This window comes from Paenibacillus thalictri, assembly GCF_004307995.1.
Classification (GTDB): domain Bacteria; phylum Bacillota; class Bacilli; order Paenibacillales; family NBRC-103111; genus Paenibacillus_AF; species Paenibacillus_AF thalictri.
The window spans coordinates 114,621-130,762 of sequence record NZ_SIRE01000006.1; the positions used below are offsets into that span (position 1 = coordinate 114,621).

15 protein-coding genes and 1 pseudogene are annotated in these 16,142 nt (G+C 51.2%); 1 reads left to right on the forward strand and 15 read right to left on the reverse strand.

The window, feature by feature from the left end; translation table 11 throughout:
* The first annotated feature begins 453 nt into the window (after positions 1-453).
* A complete protein-coding gene (serA, locus tag EYB31_RS09275; RefSeq protein WP_131013028.1) occupies positions 454-2,037 on the forward strand; it encodes a phosphoglycerate dehydrogenase in 1,584 nt (527 codons plus the stop codon).
* Positions 2,038-2,172: 135 nt separating this feature from the next.
* Here the strand turns inward: serA and EYB31_RS09280 are convergent, their stop codons facing one another.
* The 15 genes and pseudogenes from EYB31_RS09280 to ribH form a co-directional block, all read right to left on the reverse strand.
* Positions 2,173-3,987 carry an ATP-binding protein gene (locus tag EYB31_RS09280; protein WP_131013029.1) on the reverse strand — a complete coding sequence of 605 codons (1,815 nt, stop codon included), beginning with the start codon at positions 3,985-3,987 and terminating at the stop codon, positions 2,173-2,175.
* On the reverse strand, positions 3,988-4,704 hold the full coding sequence (locus EYB31_RS09285) for a response regulator transcription factor (RefSeq protein ID WP_131013030.1): 717 nt from the start codon (positions 4,702-4,704) through the stop codon (positions 3,988-3,990).
* A 27-nt stretch (positions 4,705-4,731) separates the two neighbouring features.
* Positions 4,732-5,991: a cytochrome c biogenesis protein CcsA gene (gene ccsA / locus EYB31_RS09290; protein ID WP_131013031.1), complete on the reverse strand. Its 1,260-nt coding sequence runs from the start codon at positions 5,989-5,991 to the stop codon at positions 4,732-4,734.
* Positions 5,988-7,652 carry a cytochrome c biogenesis protein ResB gene (gene resB / locus EYB31_RS09295; RefSeq protein ID WP_131013032.1) on the reverse strand — a complete coding sequence of 555 codons (1,665 nt, stop codon included), beginning with the start codon at positions 7,650-7,652 and terminating at the stop codon, positions 5,988-5,990. The genes ccsA and resB overlap by 4 nt, the downstream gene beginning before the upstream one ends.
* Positions 7,653-7,670: 18 nt before the next feature.
* On the reverse strand, positions 7,671-8,198 hold the full coding sequence (resA, locus tag EYB31_RS09300; protein WP_131013033.1) for a thiol-disulfide oxidoreductase ResA: 528 nt from the start codon (positions 8,196-8,198) through the stop codon (positions 7,671-7,673).
* A gap of 652 nt (positions 8,199-8,850) precedes the next feature.
* A pseudogene (locus EYB31_RS40870) lies at positions 8,851-9,573 on the reverse strand (pseudouridine synthase); the annotation flags it as partial.
* A gap of 186 nt (positions 9,574-9,759) precedes the next feature.
* A complete protein-coding gene (locus tag EYB31_RS09310; RefSeq protein WP_131013035.1) occupies positions 9,760-10,296 on the reverse strand; it encodes a spore maturation protein in 537 nt (178 codons plus the stop codon).
* Between the two features lie 6 nt (positions 10,297-10,302).
* Entirely contained in the window at positions 10,303-10,905 is a 603-nt protein-coding gene (locus EYB31_RS09315) for a nucleoside recognition domain-containing protein (protein ID WP_131013036.1), read from the reverse strand.
* A gap of 22 nt (positions 10,906-10,927) precedes the next feature.
* A complete protein-coding gene (locus EYB31_RS09320; protein WP_131013037.1) occupies positions 10,928-12,103 on the reverse strand; it encodes a D-alanyl-D-alanine carboxypeptidase family protein in 1,176 nt (391 codons plus the stop codon).
* A gap of 167 nt (positions 12,104-12,270) precedes the next feature.
* Positions 12,271-12,756, reverse strand: coding sequence for a GerW family sporulation protein (gene ytfJ, locus EYB31_RS09325; RefSeq protein WP_131013038.1), 486 nt, complete (start codon positions 12,754-12,756; stop codon positions 12,271-12,273).
* 85 nt (positions 12,757-12,841) lie between these two features.
* Complete coding sequence (locus EYB31_RS09330; RefSeq protein ID WP_131013039.1) at positions 12,842-13,507, reverse strand: DUF2953 domain-containing protein; 666 nt, start codon at positions 13,505-13,507, stop codon at positions 12,842-12,844.
* A 141-nt stretch (positions 13,508-13,648) separates the two neighbouring features.
* Positions 13,649-14,275, reverse strand: a complete 627-nt coding sequence (scpB, locus tag EYB31_RS09335; protein ID WP_420819430.1) for an SMC-Scp complex subunit ScpB — start codon at positions 14,273-14,275, stop codon at positions 13,649-13,651.
* A complete protein-coding gene (locus tag EYB31_RS09340; RefSeq protein WP_131013041.1) occupies positions 14,235-15,020 on the reverse strand; it encodes a segregation and condensation protein A in 786 nt (261 codons plus the stop codon). The genes scpB and EYB31_RS09340 overlap by 41 nt, the downstream gene beginning before the upstream one ends.
* Before the next feature lie 27 nt (positions 15,021-15,047).
* Positions 15,048-15,674: a zinc metalloprotease gene (locus tag EYB31_RS09345; RefSeq protein WP_131013042.1), complete on the reverse strand. Its 627-nt coding sequence runs from the start codon at positions 15,672-15,674 to the stop codon at positions 15,048-15,050.
* Positions 15,671-16,138, reverse strand: a complete 468-nt coding sequence (ribH, locus tag EYB31_RS09350) for a 6,7-dimethyl-8-ribityllumazine synthase (protein WP_131013043.1) — start codon at positions 16,136-16,138, stop codon at positions 15,671-15,673. Before ribH ends, EYB31_RS09345 begins: the two co-directional genes overlap by 4 nt.
* Positions 16,139-16,142 lie beyond the last annotated feature (4 nt).

Here is a 16,142-nt window from a genome sequence, read left to right on the forward strand (position 1 = left end):
AACCGGCTCCCCTGCGCATACTGAATTTGACAAATCGGCTTACAGGGAATGCGCAATTATGACATTCAGGTGAAAAAACGGTCTACACCTATTGACACCTTTCCATAGCCATGTTACATTAAATCCGAATTTGTTATATTGACTATAAACAATGACGGAGACAGTCGTCGCATGAACGCTCAGAGAGCCGATGGAAGGTGAAAATCGGACGTGAAGCGGCGGTTCTCAGCACTCCTGAGTTGCCTTATTGAATCAAGCGGACCGCTTGTGTAGGTAGGCCGGTTGGAACCCGTTACGGCTCCGTGTCATACGGATAGTATGACCATTGAAGGCGGCAGGTGTGAACAGGCCGCGAATTAGGGTGGCACCACGAAGTCAAACTCTCGTCCCTTGCATACGGCAGTCGTATGGGGATTGGGAGTTTTTCTATTTTCAAAAATGGAGGCAGAAAACATGTTTAAAGTATTAGTCATGGACGGCATTAGCGACATGGGGATCCAAATGCTTTACGATGCGGATGATGTAGCCGTAGAGAAAAAGAACGGCTTGTCCGAAGACGAACTGGTGGCCATTATCGGCGAATATGACGCATTGCTTGTGCGCAGCCAAACGAAAGTAACCGACCGCATCATGAGCGCTTCCAGCAAACTGAAAGTGGTTGGCCGCGCCGGCGTTGGCGTCGATAACATCGACCTCGAAGCAGCCACAAAACGCGGTATCGTTGTTATCAACGCACCGGACGGCAACACCATCGCTACCTGCGAGCTGACTTTCGCCATGATGATGGCTGTAGCCCGCTCTATTCCTCAAGCTTATAAAAAGACAGTTTCCGGCGAATGGGACCGCAAAACGTTTGTTGGCGTGGAACTCCGCAATAAAGTGCTTGGCGTTGTCGGCATGGGCCGTATCGGTTCCGAAGTTGCCAAACGCGCCAAAGTGTTCGGCATGGACGTAATCGGATACGATCCGTTCCTGACAGAAGACCGCGCTGAAAAAATCGGCGTGAAACTGGGTTCCGTTGAAGATATTTGCCGCAATGCCGATTTCATTACGGTGCACACGCCGCTTACCAACGAAACGCGCCATATGATCGCCCGCCCGCAATTCGAAATCATGAGAAAAGGCGTGCGTATCATCAACTGCGCCCGCGGCGGCATCATCGACGAAAAAGCGCTGGTTGAAGCGATCGCCGAAGGGATCGTAGCCGGAGCCGCGTTTGACGTGTACGAGCAGGAACCGCCTACTTCCGATCATCCATTCCTGAACAATCCGAAAATTATCGTTACCCCTCACCTTGGGGCATCTACTATAGAAGCGCAGGAAAATGTCGCTATCGACGTTTCCGAAGAAGTGCTGCACATTCTCCGCGACGAGCCGTTCAAAAACGCGGTAAACATCCCGCCGGTACCGGCAAGCGTTATGCACAAGCTGCAGCCGTATTTCAACCTTGGCGACAAAATCGGCCTGTTCCTTGGCCAAATCGTCGACGGCGCGGTGCAAGAAATTGTGATCAACTTCTCAGGGGAACTGATGGATGTCGACATTAGCCCGCTTACCCGTTATATTGTCAAGGGCATCTTTACGAACAAGCTGGAAGGCGTCAATATCATCAACGCCATGCATTTCGCCAAAACCCGCGGCATCAACATTACGGTACAAAAATCGTCGGCTTCCAAAAGCTTCACGAATCTCGTAAGCGTGACGGTCAAAACGCAAAAAGAAGAAAAAACGGTTGCCGGCACGCTGCTGACCGGTTACGGAGAGCGTATCGTACAGCTCGACCAATATCCGGTTGATATCCCGCCGGAAGGCAATCTGCTGCTGATCTCCCACAACGATAAGCCGGGTATTGTCGGCAAAGTCGGTACATTGCTTGGCACCAACGACGTGAACATTGCAACCATGCAGGTTGGCCGCAAAGTGATCGGCGGATCGGCGGTTATGATCCTGACTACCGACAAACCGGCTTCGCAAGACGTCATGGAACAACTCGCCAAACTGCCTGATTTGACAAATGTGAAGCAATTGACGATTTAAGTCATAACGCTTTTTTACACAAATCGTCATGAACCGTACAAAGGGCTTGTTGTTCCACGAACAACAAGATTTCTCCCGTCGATTCACCAAAAAAAGAGAGCTTCCGATCTAGAATCGGAAGCTCTTTGCTTTAAACTATAGCTTTTTGCAGGGGAGTATGATGGAAAATGTCGTTCCTTGCCCAAGCGTGCTGCGTACGACGACATTTCCTTGGTGGGCGTCGACGATGTTTTTAACGATGGCGAGGCCCAGTCCCGTACCTCCGGTTACGCCCCTCGTCCGCGCTTTATCCGCTTTGTAGAACCGTTCGAACACATAAGGCAGATCCTCCGGCGGGATACCGTGCCCTTGGTCGGAAATATCGATCTGAATGGCGTCCGCATCTTTATGCAGCACCTGCTCTGCTTTAATCGAAATCGCAGCCCCGCCCGATGTGTGGCGGAATGCGTTATCCAGCAGATTGGTCATGACCTGCTCCAACCTGTCCTCATCGGCTTGTTCAAGCACCAGCGGAAGCTCCGGCAGCTCGTAAGCAAGCGCGATTTCCTGTTCTTTGGCCAGAACGGCGAATTTACGGTAAATCCGCTTAATAAATGTCCCGACTTCAACTTCCCGGAAGTTAAGCACCATATTGCCGTTTTCCATCCGCGCCAGATCAAGCAGGTCGTTAACGAGCCGTCCCATGCGAAGCGATTCGTCATGGATCACCTGAGCCAGCTCCTTGCGTTCTTCGGGCGAAGCGGCAATATCGTCCAGCAGCGCCTCGCTGTAGCCTTGCAGCATGGAAAGCGGGGTTCTGAGCTCATGTGATACATTAGCGACGAAATCTTTGCGCAATTTATCCATCCGGTGTTCTTCCGTGACGTCCCGCAATACGGCGACCGCGCCGCGGACAACATCGCGAGAGTACAGCGGGGCCATAACAATCGACCACACCTCGTTGCGAACGTGCAGCTTGGAATTCATCTCGCTGGCCTCCGCCACGACGGCTTCAAACAGCTGCTGCATCGGCTTCGGAATCGTCTGCCGGTTGACAGGTGGCGTTTCGCCCTCCTGAAGGCCGATCAGGCTCCATTCCTGGACGATTTTCTCGCCTTGCGGATTCGTCAAAATCACATGTCCCTCGGCATCAAAGGTGATGACGGCATCGATCATGCTTCGCAGCACGCTGGCCAAATGTTCTTTCTCATGGTTCAGCGCTTTGATCGTATCCTCCAGCTCTTCACCCATATGATTGAACGTTTTGGCAAGCTCGCCGAGTTCGTCCGACGAGGTGATCGGCACCCGCGTTCCGTATTCGCCTAATGTAATCAAATCCGCAGCTTTCTTCAATTGAAGCAGAGGTTGTGTAATCCGCGTCGACAAAAAGAAAGCGAAAAACGTCGTCAGCAAAAAGCCCATGACGCCGACATACGCAAATAGCCGCTTGACATAGGCTTGGGTCGATTCCAGCGACTGGACGGTCTGGTAAAGGACCAAGGCCCCCAGCGAACCGCTCTGACCCTCCGCTTTCAGCGGAACGGCCACGGCCAAATATTCGCTTTCCAGCCGGTCTTTCGAACCCATCTTCACCTGCTCGTGATTGTCGATGCTTTGCCCGGCTAACACCGACTGCAGATCGCTTTTTGGGAAGAGGCTGTCGACTTTGACCGCCTCTTTCTGCTCCATCGGCAGCAGGTTGAGCTTCGTATCCAGCAGGATGATTTTGGCATCTTGTGCGCTGAGCAGCTCATTGATCGTTTGCAAATATTTAGGCTCGTTCAGATGCGGAATCACTTCGGCGGCGACCCGGGTGGAGAGCCGGAGCAGCGTCTGGGTCTGATCCTGTGTTTTGGCGAAATAGGTCTGAATATATTGACCCCAAAAAAGGCTCAAAATGAGCAAAACGAAAGCTACGAGACCAATGATGGTCATCCATAGCTTTCCGACAACGCTTTTAAGTATGAACACTTATTTCGGCACCTCTAGCTTATACCCGACGCCCCACACGGTCGTAATCATCGCAGCCGCCTCTGACGATACTTTATTGAGCTTTTCTCTCAGCCGCTTGACGTGGGTATCCACCGTGCGCAAGTCGCCGAAAAATTCGTAGTTCCAAACATCCTTCAGCAGTTCCTCGCGGGAGAACACTTTATCCGGCGAAACCGCCAAATAATGAAGCAGTTCGTATTCTTTAGGCGTCAGCGCCACTTCTTGTCCGCCTGCGGTGACACGGTGCGCATCATGCTCAATAACGAGATGCGGGAACACAATGTTATTGCTGGAATTGACTTCCTTGGACAAATAGGCAGTCGCCGACGAACGGCGCAATATCGCCTTCACCCGGTAAATCACTTCGCGTGGGCTAAACGGCTTCACAACGTAATCGTCTGCTCCGACCTCGAAGCCCTGCACACGATTCGTCTCTTCGCCTTTGGCGGTCAACATGATGATCGGAGTGGATTTCACCTGCCGCAGTCTCGCGCATACTTCGATGCCGTCGATACCCGGCAGCATCACATCAAGCAAGATCAGATCGTAATCTTTCTCCATCGCTTTGTTTAACGCGGATTCGCCGTCGTCAGCTTCATCGATTACATAATTTTCCTTCTCCAGATACATCCGCAGCAGCCGGCGAATCCGTTCCTCGTCATCCACAACGAGGATTGTCGCTTTCAATTCCGACATTGCACTCCCTCTTTCCATCCCATTTTTTTAGACTCCCGCGTACGAGTGAAGTCCCGCAATCACCAGATTCACGCCGACAAGCGTAAACATAACGACAATAAACCCGAGCACCGCAAGCCAGGACGACTTTTTGCCCTGCCAGCCGCGCGATAAGCGCAAGTGCAGATAAGCGGCGTAGAAGAGCCATGTAATAAGCGCCCACACTTCTTTCGGATCCCATCCCCAGAATCTTCCCCACGCCTCGGCCGCCCAAATCATGGCAAAAATAAGCGCCCCTAACGTAAAGATCGGGTATCCGATCGCAATAGCTCTGTAGCTGATCTCATCGATGTCTTCGGCGTCGATGCCGCCCATTAACGGACTGATTACCGCGCCAAGCGGCTTGCGTGCAATCAGCCGCAATAAGGCGTACAAAATAATGCCGCTTAACAGCGACCAGACGGTCGTGTTCAGCTTTCTTCCCGCGTTCGCGCCTTTCATCCAATAAGGCGCTTCTAACGGCGCCGTGCTCATGCCAAGAAACGGCTTCATTTCAATCTGCTCCGCTTGGTACGGCTTAAAAAGCGGCGGCAGCACATAATCCACCTTCTGGTCAATCGTCTGCTCTTGGCCGGATTTATCGGTGAAGGTCACCTTCTCCGAAAATTGCGCGTGATATCCGCTTGCGTTAAAGCTGAAAATTGCCGTCACAAAACCAACGATAATCAGCAGCACAAACAATGTGAATTCGATGCCCCGCTGCTCTTTGCGGTCCTTATCGGAAGTGCCTTGATAATTGACGGTGCGCAGCAAATACATCAATCCTGCGGCGAAACCTACACCGAAGAAAGCTTCACCCGCCGCCGCCGTCGTTACGTGAATTTTCAGCCAGTAGCTTTGCAGCGCCGGAATCAGCGGCTGAATATCATGCGGAAAAACGGATGCGTAAGCGACGATAATAATCGAAACCGGCGTGGCGAACATCCCAAGCACCGGCGTGCGGTACAGCAGATACACAATGATGAACGCCAAGGAGATCATCATCCCGAGAAAGGTCATAAATTCGTACATGTTGCTTGTCGGAATATGCCCGCCCTCATACCACCGCGTGAAGAAAAACGTGACATGGGACAAAAAGCCGATCACTGCAAACGAGAAAGCGATATTGCCCCATTTTTTCACATGCCGTTCCGGGTCGTTGTGACCCCATCTTTTTCCTGCAATCGAGACAACAAACAGCAGGAATGCGATGCAATAAACAAAAAACGCAATCAATAAAAATGTGCTGCTAAGCGAACTTGTGCTCAAAGCGGTTTACCCCCTGTTTCCATCTGTCTCGGGTCTACGGCGACGCCCGTTTTGTTTAACATGGCCGCCGCTTCCTTGCGGATACCAAACCAGTTTTTATTCGTGTGGCCGCCAAGCGAAAGCGTTCTTCCGTCAATACGCAGCCAAATGCGGCGATGATGCCAATAAAAGCCCATCACAAGCCCGATCATAGAAATGGCCGCCCCGACCCATACATAAGGCATGGCGCGATCCACGCGAATATTCAGGTAGCTGGTATAATTGGAAACCTCGACGTCCTGCATGGATCCTACGGATAAATCGAACTTGTTGCTGATTGCGCCGTTAATTTCATCCTGGCGGAACGTTTGCTTATCGATTTGTTTCGGGAAATAAACGTACGGCTCGCCTTGCGGCGGCAAATCCGGACCGGTGATGGTAAATATAAATCCCGGCACTTTCGGTTCATTCGAGCTGGTCATCGGCAAACCTTTGCTATCCAGCGCGAAATCCGGGAAATACGCTTTCAGCTTCAGCGTGTATGGCCCCGCTTGGTAGCTTTCCGCTGGCCTGGTCATCGACAACGAAAGCGTGCCATAAGCTTGTCCAGTCATCTTATTTTTTAATGTCGGCTTTACGGAGAGCAGCATCGGCGATTCTTTGTAATCAAATTGATACGCCATAAACCCATTATACGAAAGCGGCTCGTTCACGATGATCTTCTGCCGGTGGACTTCCTCCAGAACAGGCTCTTTCGCCGGCGTATCGCAATCGGAGGTGCACTTGTACAGCACCGCTTCCGTCTCGTAAAGCTTCGGAACCGCTTGGTCGCGCGCTTTGAATTCGGCCGACATTTCATTCTCGTCGTAAAACTCCAGCGTAAACTTCTCGTTTTTCAAATAATACGGCGAGTCGGGAATTTTCTTGATCTGTCCTTCGGGAAAGCCGATATATTGGTCCATATGCCAACCCGGAATGCTGCGCATCAGCACCGCGATCAGAAAAATAATGAGACCGATATGGTTGATATAAGGCCCCCAGCGGCTGAAACGATACTTCTCGGCAAAAAGCGCCGTTCCTTCGGTATACACCCGGTAATTTTTTTTCTCCAGCTGCTTCTTGGCTTGTTCCACCCATTGTTCAGGCTCAACTTGCGCTGGAATATCTCCGCTGTATGAAACCTTCTGCCTGAGAATAAAACTCAAGTGCTTGCGGATTTGCTGTTTGCTTAACGCCCGGTATAACGGCAGCACGCGATCGAGACTGCAAACGACCAGCGAGGTCCCGATCATGAAAAGCAGCGTAATAAACCACCAGGATTCGTACGTATGGGAAAGTCCCAGCAAATAATAGATGTTGCCCAGCGTGCCGTATGTATCCTTGTAATAGGTGGAAGGATCCAAATTGATAAATGTGTTTTCCTGCGGATATACCGTTCCGAACATGGCGCCAATCAGCGTAATGACAATTAAATAAATGGCGATTTTGACCGAGGAGAAAAAGTTCCACACCTGGTCGATAATCCCCGGATTTTGCTTTTGCGAACGCCTAGCGACACCGTCATAACGCATTTCAAGCGGCTCCTGACCCTCCTCGTCAAACAGCGGCTTGCCGCATGACTCACAAAGCACAGTGCCGATATGATTTTGATGGCCGCATTCGCATTTGGTGTTTTCAATCATAAGCGACCTCTTCTGTCATCATGGTTTCTTGGTGGCCAGAGCTACCGTATGCTCTAAAAAGTCCTCTGTCATCTGGCCTACCTTAACGGAGGCGATCCGGCCGTCAGGCCCAATGAAGAAAGTAGTCGGGTAATTGATAACCCCGTACCTTTTGCGGATTTCTTCCTTGTCGTCGAGCAGGATTGGAAAACTCAACTTATACTGGGTGACGAAATTTTGCACCGTGATCGGGCTTTCCGCAAGGTTGACAGCAAGGAATTCGATATCTTCCCTTTTGGACTGCTCGTATTGCTGCTGCATCGCCGGCATCTCGTCCTTGCAAGGCGGACAAAACGTACCCCAGAAGTTAAGCAGCACCGTTTTCCCTTTATAATCCGACAGCTTGTGCGTTTTGCCGTCCATGCCCACGAGCGTAAAATCGGGAGCTTTATCTCCTTGCACCGGTTTTTTGTTGTCTTGAAACAAATTACCGGCAAGCGTCAGCCCGCCGATGAGCAGAACGGCGGCAAAGATGACCAGTTGTACCCACTTTTTATGTTTGCCCATTACTACCCCACCTCTAGGTCCAGCATAACCCCATTATATCGAAATAAACTCCAGGCAATCAGCGGCCTTTTTGAATTTTATGTGTCTTTGGCGCTTTGGAAAACGGCGCCTTTCCTCCATGGGAACGCGGCGCGGCGGAAGTATTTTCCCTGCGTCCGGAGCGTCCGGAGCCCGTTGCGGCAGTACGGCCGCCGGCTTTCGGCCCGGAACGGCGGGCACCCGCTCTCGGCTTGGCGCCAAACGGCGCATTCTCTTCCGAACGCGAACGGCGCGTGTCGCCGCCGGACAGGCTGCGCGTGCGGCCGGTCTCGCGCGAATCCGCCGATGAGCGGCGTCCGCCTTTTGCCGCGCCGGCGGATCTAGCCGGATAAGCGCTCTCCGTGCCTTCGCTGCTCCGGCGCGAGCCGCCTCTTGCAGCAGTTTGGCGCTCCGGGCTTTCGCTGCCACGACGCGAGCCGCCTCTTGCGGCAGTTTGGCGCTCCGGGCTTTCGCTGCCACGGCGCGAGCCGTCTCTTGCGGCGGCATGGCGCTCCGGCTTGGCTGCAGTTCGGCCTCCCGCCGTTTTGCCTTTTCGGCCCGGCTGCGCGGTCACTGCCCATGCGGGACGGGATGCTGCATCCGCTTCCTCAGCCTCCTCCACCTTCACGCCTCCGGCCATCATGGCGCTGCTGCGCAATTCCTTGATTTCCTGAGGGGAAAGGTGGCGGTATTTGCCGCGCGGGACTCCGAGCAGCGCGATCGGCCCGAACTGAATGCGCCGCAGCTTGATAACCGGAAATGAGATCGATTCGAACATCCGCCGCACTTGGCGGTTGCGCCCTTCGTAAATCGTGATTTTAACCGTTGTTTCATTTTTGTCCGGATTCACGTCATGATAGTCCACTTCCGCAGGCGCCGTCATGCCGTCCTCCAGCTTAACTCCTTTTTGCAGTAACTCCAGCTGCGAGCCGTGAGGCGTTCCTTTCACCGTCGCCAAATACGTGCGGGGCACGTGATGTTTCGGATGAGTCAGCAGATTGGCGAATTCGCCGTCGTTGGTCAGCAGCAGCAGACCTTCCGTATCGTAATCAAGACGTCCGACCGGGTATACTCTCTCTTTGACGCCAGGCAAGAAGTCGCTAACCACTTTTCGCCCGGCCGGGTCGGATGCGCTTGTGATGACCCCTTTCGGTTTGTTAAGCAGCAGATACACTTTTTGTTCCATACGGATGGAACGGCCGTCGACGGTAATTTCGTCTTGCGCAGCATCGACCTTGACGCCAAGCTCCTTTACCGTTTCCCCGTTAACTTGCACCCTTCCCGCCGTAATAATTTCTTCGCATTTGCGCCTGGAGGCAACCCCTGCCTCGGCGAGCACTTTTTGCAGTCTTTCCATAATTTGATTTCACCTCAAGCTAATGATACTCATCCGCGGATGAAATCACAAGTTTGATTGGTGATAAATGCCGACAACGCCAAAAAAACTGCAGCAGCTCACGGGTACCATAAGCTGCTTGCAGTATGAAAAGACGAAGTTAACCGATATAAGAATCGTATAAGCATAATAAGTGCGTGCTCGGAATTAATCTCCAAATACGAGAAAACAAATCAGAATTGAAGCGATAAATCCGACAACGTCGGATATTAAACCTACTTTTAAAGCATATCCCGCCTTACGGATGCCGATAGCGCCGAAATACACCGTAATCACATATAAAGTCGTATCCGTGCTGCCTTGAATGGTCGAGGCAATCCTGCCGATCATCGAATCCGGTCCGAACTGCTGGATCAAATCGGTCGTAAAAGCGAGCGAACCTGCGCCGGATATCGGGCGCAGGATAGCCAGCGGCAATATTTCTCCAGGTATGCCGATAGCTTCGAAAAACGGCCGAATCCATGAAATCAATAAATTCATCGCCCCGGACGCGCGAAACACTTGAATGGCCACCATCATACCGACCAGATGAGGAATGATCCGGATGGCCGTGTCAAAGCCGTCTTTCGCTCCTTCGACAAACGATTCGTAGACGGGCACTTTTCGGTAGACCGCATATAAAGGGATAAATACGACAAATATTGGGATCGCCCATTCAGAAATCAGGTTGACGAAGGAGTACACACCACATCATCCTTTCTTCGGCGGAATAGGAAGCGTGCTTCGTCTCCTGTACCACCTGTCGACCGAAATCGCCGCAATCGTGGAAATCACCGTTGCTATTAGCGTAGTGCCAACAATTTCCGCCGGATTTAAAGAATCGAAGCTCAGCCGGATAGCGATCAGCGTGGTCGGTATGAGCGTGATACTCGCGGTATTGATTGCCAGCAGCGTGCACATGGCGGGACTTGCCGTATCTTTGCTTGGATTCAGTTTTTGCAGCTCCTGCATCGCCTTAATGCCCATCGGCGTCGCCGCATTCCCCAGACCTAATATGTTTGCGCTCATATTCGACATGATGTAGCCGAGCGCCGGATGATCCTTCGGAACGGACGGAAACAGGAAACGGATAATCGGCCTGAGCGTATGAGCAAGCTTCTTCAGCAAGCCGGCATCTTCTGCAATCCGCATCAGTCCAAGCCAAAATACCATGATGCTGACAAGCCCGAAGCAAACGGTCACGCCGGTTTTGGCGCCGTCAAAAATCGCTTCCGTCACCACTTCAATTTTCCCCTGTAATGCGGCAGCCACAAATCCCGCTGCGATAAAAAACAACCATATAAAATTCACCATGGCCAGCACCTCCCCAAATGGTCTACATATCAGGCGTTCCGGTAAACAGCGCCTTCACAAGGGTTTGCACAAACGCCAAAAACCGTGAATACGAAGAATGGTAAAAATCCGTTTCCTGCGTGCCAAAAGCCGATTTCTCCGGCCATTTCAGCCTAGGGCTGTCTTTGTCGTACAAAGGGATCGAGCCGATCGAATTGCCGTTCAATGTAAATTGCAGGCTCCCCCGCTCGCCAAGCCGGTAAGGAAGCGAATTCGCATCCAGCAGCACCGGATTCATTGTAATATTGGCCCGCTCCGCGTCCGCAGCAGGATATTTAAAACTCGAACCCGCTACATACGGCGTTCCCTGAACGGCGTCGCCTTTATTGATAATTTCGTCAATACCGTAATATTTAAAACCGTAATCGAGCAGACGCGAGTGATCCGCCCAGTCGTCGCCGTCATTTAACGTCACAACCGCCAGCTGCTGCCCGTTTCGCGTGGCCGAAGATACAAGACAACGTTTAGCCATCTTGGTATAACCCGTTTTGACGCCGTCGGCTCCTTCGTATAAACTCAGCATTTTGTTTTTATTCATCCAAGTGTAATCCCACTTCTCGTTGGGGTTGGGGGCTTTTTTCATTTTGGTTTTGACGATTTCGGCAAACACCGGATTTTTAAGCGCATAAGCGGTTAATCTGGCCATATCGTTGGCGCTGGAACGGTGATCTTCCGCTTCAAGACCGTGCGGATTGCGGAAAACGGTGTTTTTCATGCCGAGTTCTTGCGCCTTCTGATTCATCATAAATACAAATCCGTCAAGCGAGCCCCCGACATCTTCGGCAATCGCCGTTGCGGCATCGTTGCCGGAACGCAGCATTAAACCGTACAGCATATTGTGCAAAGTCATTTCTTCGCCGAGGCGCAAATAAATGGACGAGCCTTCTTTGGCGTATGCATTTTGTCCGACCTTGACTTTATCCTCCAGCTTTCCGTTTTCTATAGCAACAATGGCGGTCATAATTTTCGTCAAACTGGCGATACGCAGCGGCTTATCCCCCTGCTGGCTGTACAAAATGCGGCCCGACTGCACATCAATCAGAGCTGCCGCTTCCGCATGCGTTGAAGTCTGAGGCACCGCGGCCGCCTCTGCCTGCTGAGGCAGCATCATCGACATGGATGCGATCAAGGCGGCAAGAATATAACCAAACGTTTTCATGGGATCCTCCTAGCGATCAAAAACTGAATTGTTTACGGTCCATTCAATTTGTACAAGTATATGCTTATCCTACCGGGTTATGTCCACGTCCAGGCAAAAAACAGCGGAACCTCCAAGCTGCCGAAGACAAAAAAAAGCTGCTCTTGCAAGAGCAGCGGGTTTCATTGCTATACGATAAAATTCACATTATCGTCGCTTATCGCGCGATGAGATTCTCTTTCCAGTTCATCCGCCTCATGTTTGTTCGTTTTCATCATCGATTGTATCCGGTCAAACACCTGCGGTGCTGAATCGATCAACCGCTCGAACAGATGCGTTTGGTTGTCCAGAGGCACTACCTTAACTCCTTGCTTGCCGACTACCAGAAACGCGATTGGCGTAATTGACACGCCGCCGCCGCTGCCGCCGCCGAACGGAAGCGAGACATTGGCGTTTTTCGAGTCGTCTTTGCCGGCTCCGGATTGGTTCGACAGCTCCTCCTTCACAAATTCGCTGCCGCCTGCAGCAAAACCAAATCCGACCTTGGAGATAGGAAGTATGACCGTACCGTCCGGCGTTTCAACCGGGTCGCCAACAATCGTGTTGACGTCCACCATCTCTTTGATATTTTCCATCGCAGTTTTCATCAAACCTTGAATCGGGTGATCTGACATATTGGATTCCTCCCACTTGTTCAAATGATTGAATTGATTCGTCCGTTATGAGTATGTCCTAAACTGTTTTTTCTTATCAGCGAATTCATGAGGGCTTAAACAAGATACGGCGCCACGTGCGGATGCCGCCTTTGACTTTAACGATACGAAGCAGCAGCACCACACCTGCATACATCGCATAACCCGTTCGCAGGCTCGTCTGACACAATATCTCTGTCGAAAAATGCATCGCATTAAACTGCGGCGACACAGCAATTTGCGGTTTCGCATTTAATTGGATGAACTGGAACAAATAGCCGAGCAGCGATGATTTCACGCCCCACAGCATGCCGGCTGTCACCGCTGTTCCGGCCGCATCACCTATCCCTACACGGGTCTCCCACCGTAATTTGCCGCATTTCAGGTGCGCAAGCGTTTCTTTCCACCAATCGTTCATCCGCTCCGTGCTTTTCAGCAGCAGCTTAATATTTTCAATCATTTGCTCGATTTTATGGGGAGTGATATTTTCGTCTTTTGTTTCCGCCGCGCCGACGCCTTTCTTTTGCGCCCGCATCTCCAAACCCTTGAGCAGCCCTTCGAACCGGAGCAGCGGAATTTTGTAGTGCAGCTTCACAAGGCCGTACAGCCACTTTACATCAATCCAGGCTTTATCGTTGTCTTTCATTCTTGAAAAGTAAAATTGGATCGTAATGGGACTTGCGGCAATCAGACAAACGATGACGACGACGCCAAGCACAATCCAAATCCACACCGCTCACACCTCTCCCGCATGACAAAGTTCAAAGTTCGCTTGGAACAAAAAAATTCCGTACGCAAGGATCACATCCTTATATACGGAATTTATTATGGGCCTATCTTTGGAAGTCCATGCAAAAATGCGATAAAACCGCCATTATTCGTTTTTGGGAACGGAGGAGAATTCCTCCATTGTAATTTGCTTGGCGTCAAGCCGTTCAAACAGCATTCTTGTTTCTTCCTCAAGGCTGCTGTCATTTTCAAACAGCGAAACATCAGGCAGCTCCGCAATGGAACCCAAAGCAAAATAATCGAGGAACGGTTTGGTCGTTCCATATAAAATCGGCCTGCCCGGCGCATCCGCCCGGTCGACCTCCTGAATTAAGTCTTTAGCAACCAGCGTTTGTAAAGCCCGATCCGACTTGACGCCGCGGATTTCTTCGATTTCCACCCGTGTGATCGGCTGCTTATAAGCAACAATCGATAATGTTTCAAGTGCGGCTTGAGACAAGGAAGTACGCGAAGGGGAGTAAGCGAGACGTTCAAACAACGGAGCGTGTTCAGGAATCGTCGTTAATTGATAAGTGCCGGCCAGCTCCACGATTTGAATCCCCCGCTCGGCTTCGCGGAATTCCTCCTGCATATCGCCAACAAGCTTGACAACAAATTCGGTGCTGACCTCCAGTACGTCCGCCAGCTGCTTTGCTTCCAATCCTTCATCGCCGGCAACAAACAGAAGTCCCTCAATAGCTGATTTCGTCTGTTGATAGTTCACCGAATTCATCTCCTTCATTAGCCTGAATTACGATATCATCAAACAGCTTGTGCTGATGGCATACGATTTTTTTTATTTTCATGAGCTCTAGCAGCGCCAAAAAAGTGACCACAATGCCTTCCCGGCTGTTGTCCTGGCCAAGCAGCTTGGAAAAAAAAGCTGTCCCGCCCTTTTGTCTAATATAATCAACGACCTGACGCATTCGGTCTTTCACCGAAATTTCGTCTCTGCGGATTTTTGTGACCATGTTGCGGACAGCCATCCGTCTCAACGCTTTTTGAAAGGCGTATATCAGATCGGCTACCTGCAGGCCTTGCACCGGATTTGGCGGCACAACAGGCATATACGGGGTCAAATCCTCGGGCTCCCGGGTATAGATCAAACTTCGCTCGATCTCTTTTTCCCGCAGCTGATCCGCAATCATTTTATATTTGCGGTATTCGATCAGCTTCTGCACGAGCTCGGAGCGGGGGTCGTAATCTTCATCGTCGTAAAAAGCGTCCAAATCATCTTCGAAGATAGGCGGTTTCGGCAGCAGCATCTTGCTTTTGATCGCCAGCAGCGTGGCTGCCATCACAAGAAATTCACTGGTAATTTCCAATTCCAGCTCTTGCATCGAATGCAAATATTCCATGTATTGGTCGGTAATTTCTTTGACCGGGATGTTGTAAATATCGATTTCCGATTTATCGATCAGATGCAGCAGCAAATCAAGGGGGCCTTCAAATATTTGAAGCTTGTATGTCACTTTCAATGCTCGGCCCACCCCCTTCTGTGGCAATTAATAAAAAAAGTTCATGACCGCCTGCGCGCAGTATTGGTACAGCCATTCAAGAAACGATTGTCCCGGCGGGCTAATCAACAAAACCAACACTAGAATAAGTCCGTATTTCTCGTATTTGCTTAATAAATCCCGCCATTTGTCGGAAACGGCTGTCTTGAGAATATACCATCCGTCAAGCGGATACAGCGGCAAAATATGAACCAGGAAATACATAAAATTAACAATGATGCTGTATTGAAGCACACCCCTCGCCAATACGATCCAAGGAGACACGCTGTCCGCTTCCAAATGAAGCTTGAAATACAGCCACCAGAAAAGCACGCCCAGCAATAAGTTGGCGATCGGCGCCACAGCATATACTACGATCTTTTTGCCCTTACCCGGCAGCTCGACATCCATTTTGCGGGTCCAGCCGTACGGACCAAACAACAGCACCGCAAGCCCCAGCGGATCCATGCGCGCCGAAGGCTGGAATCCGCCTCCGGCGACGCCGGTAAGCCGCCCGCCCAGCATACGCAAGGCGGCGGCGTGGACGGCATCATGGAAAACAGCCGCAATCACAAAAGCGATCACCCGAAACAGCAGGGTGTCCGTATGGAAATACTCAAGCATTTGCAAAATCATAAGAACTGCTTGGACAAATTCACCATCTCGATCGCCGTTACAGCGGCATCCCAGCCCTTATTGCCGGCTTTGGTGCCTGCGCGTTCAACGGCCTGCTCGATGGAATCGGTTGTAAGTACGCCAAAAATCGTCGGAATGCCGGTTTTCAAGCTGACTGCGGCAACACCTTTAGCCACTTCGTTGCACACGTAATCGAAATGGGGAGTAGATCCGCGAATGACCGTGCCCAACGTGATGACGGCATCGTATTTTTTGCTCTCAGCCATTTTTTGCGCGATCAGCGGGATTTCAAAAGCTCCCGGCACCCAGGCCAGCTCAATTTCATCTTCGCTTACGCCGTGGCGTTTCAGTGCGTCAATCGCGCCGCCCAGCAGTTTGCTTGTAATAAATTCATTAAAACGGCCTACCACAATGCCGTATTTATAATTCGACGAAACTAATTGACCCTCATATACTTTTACCATGTTT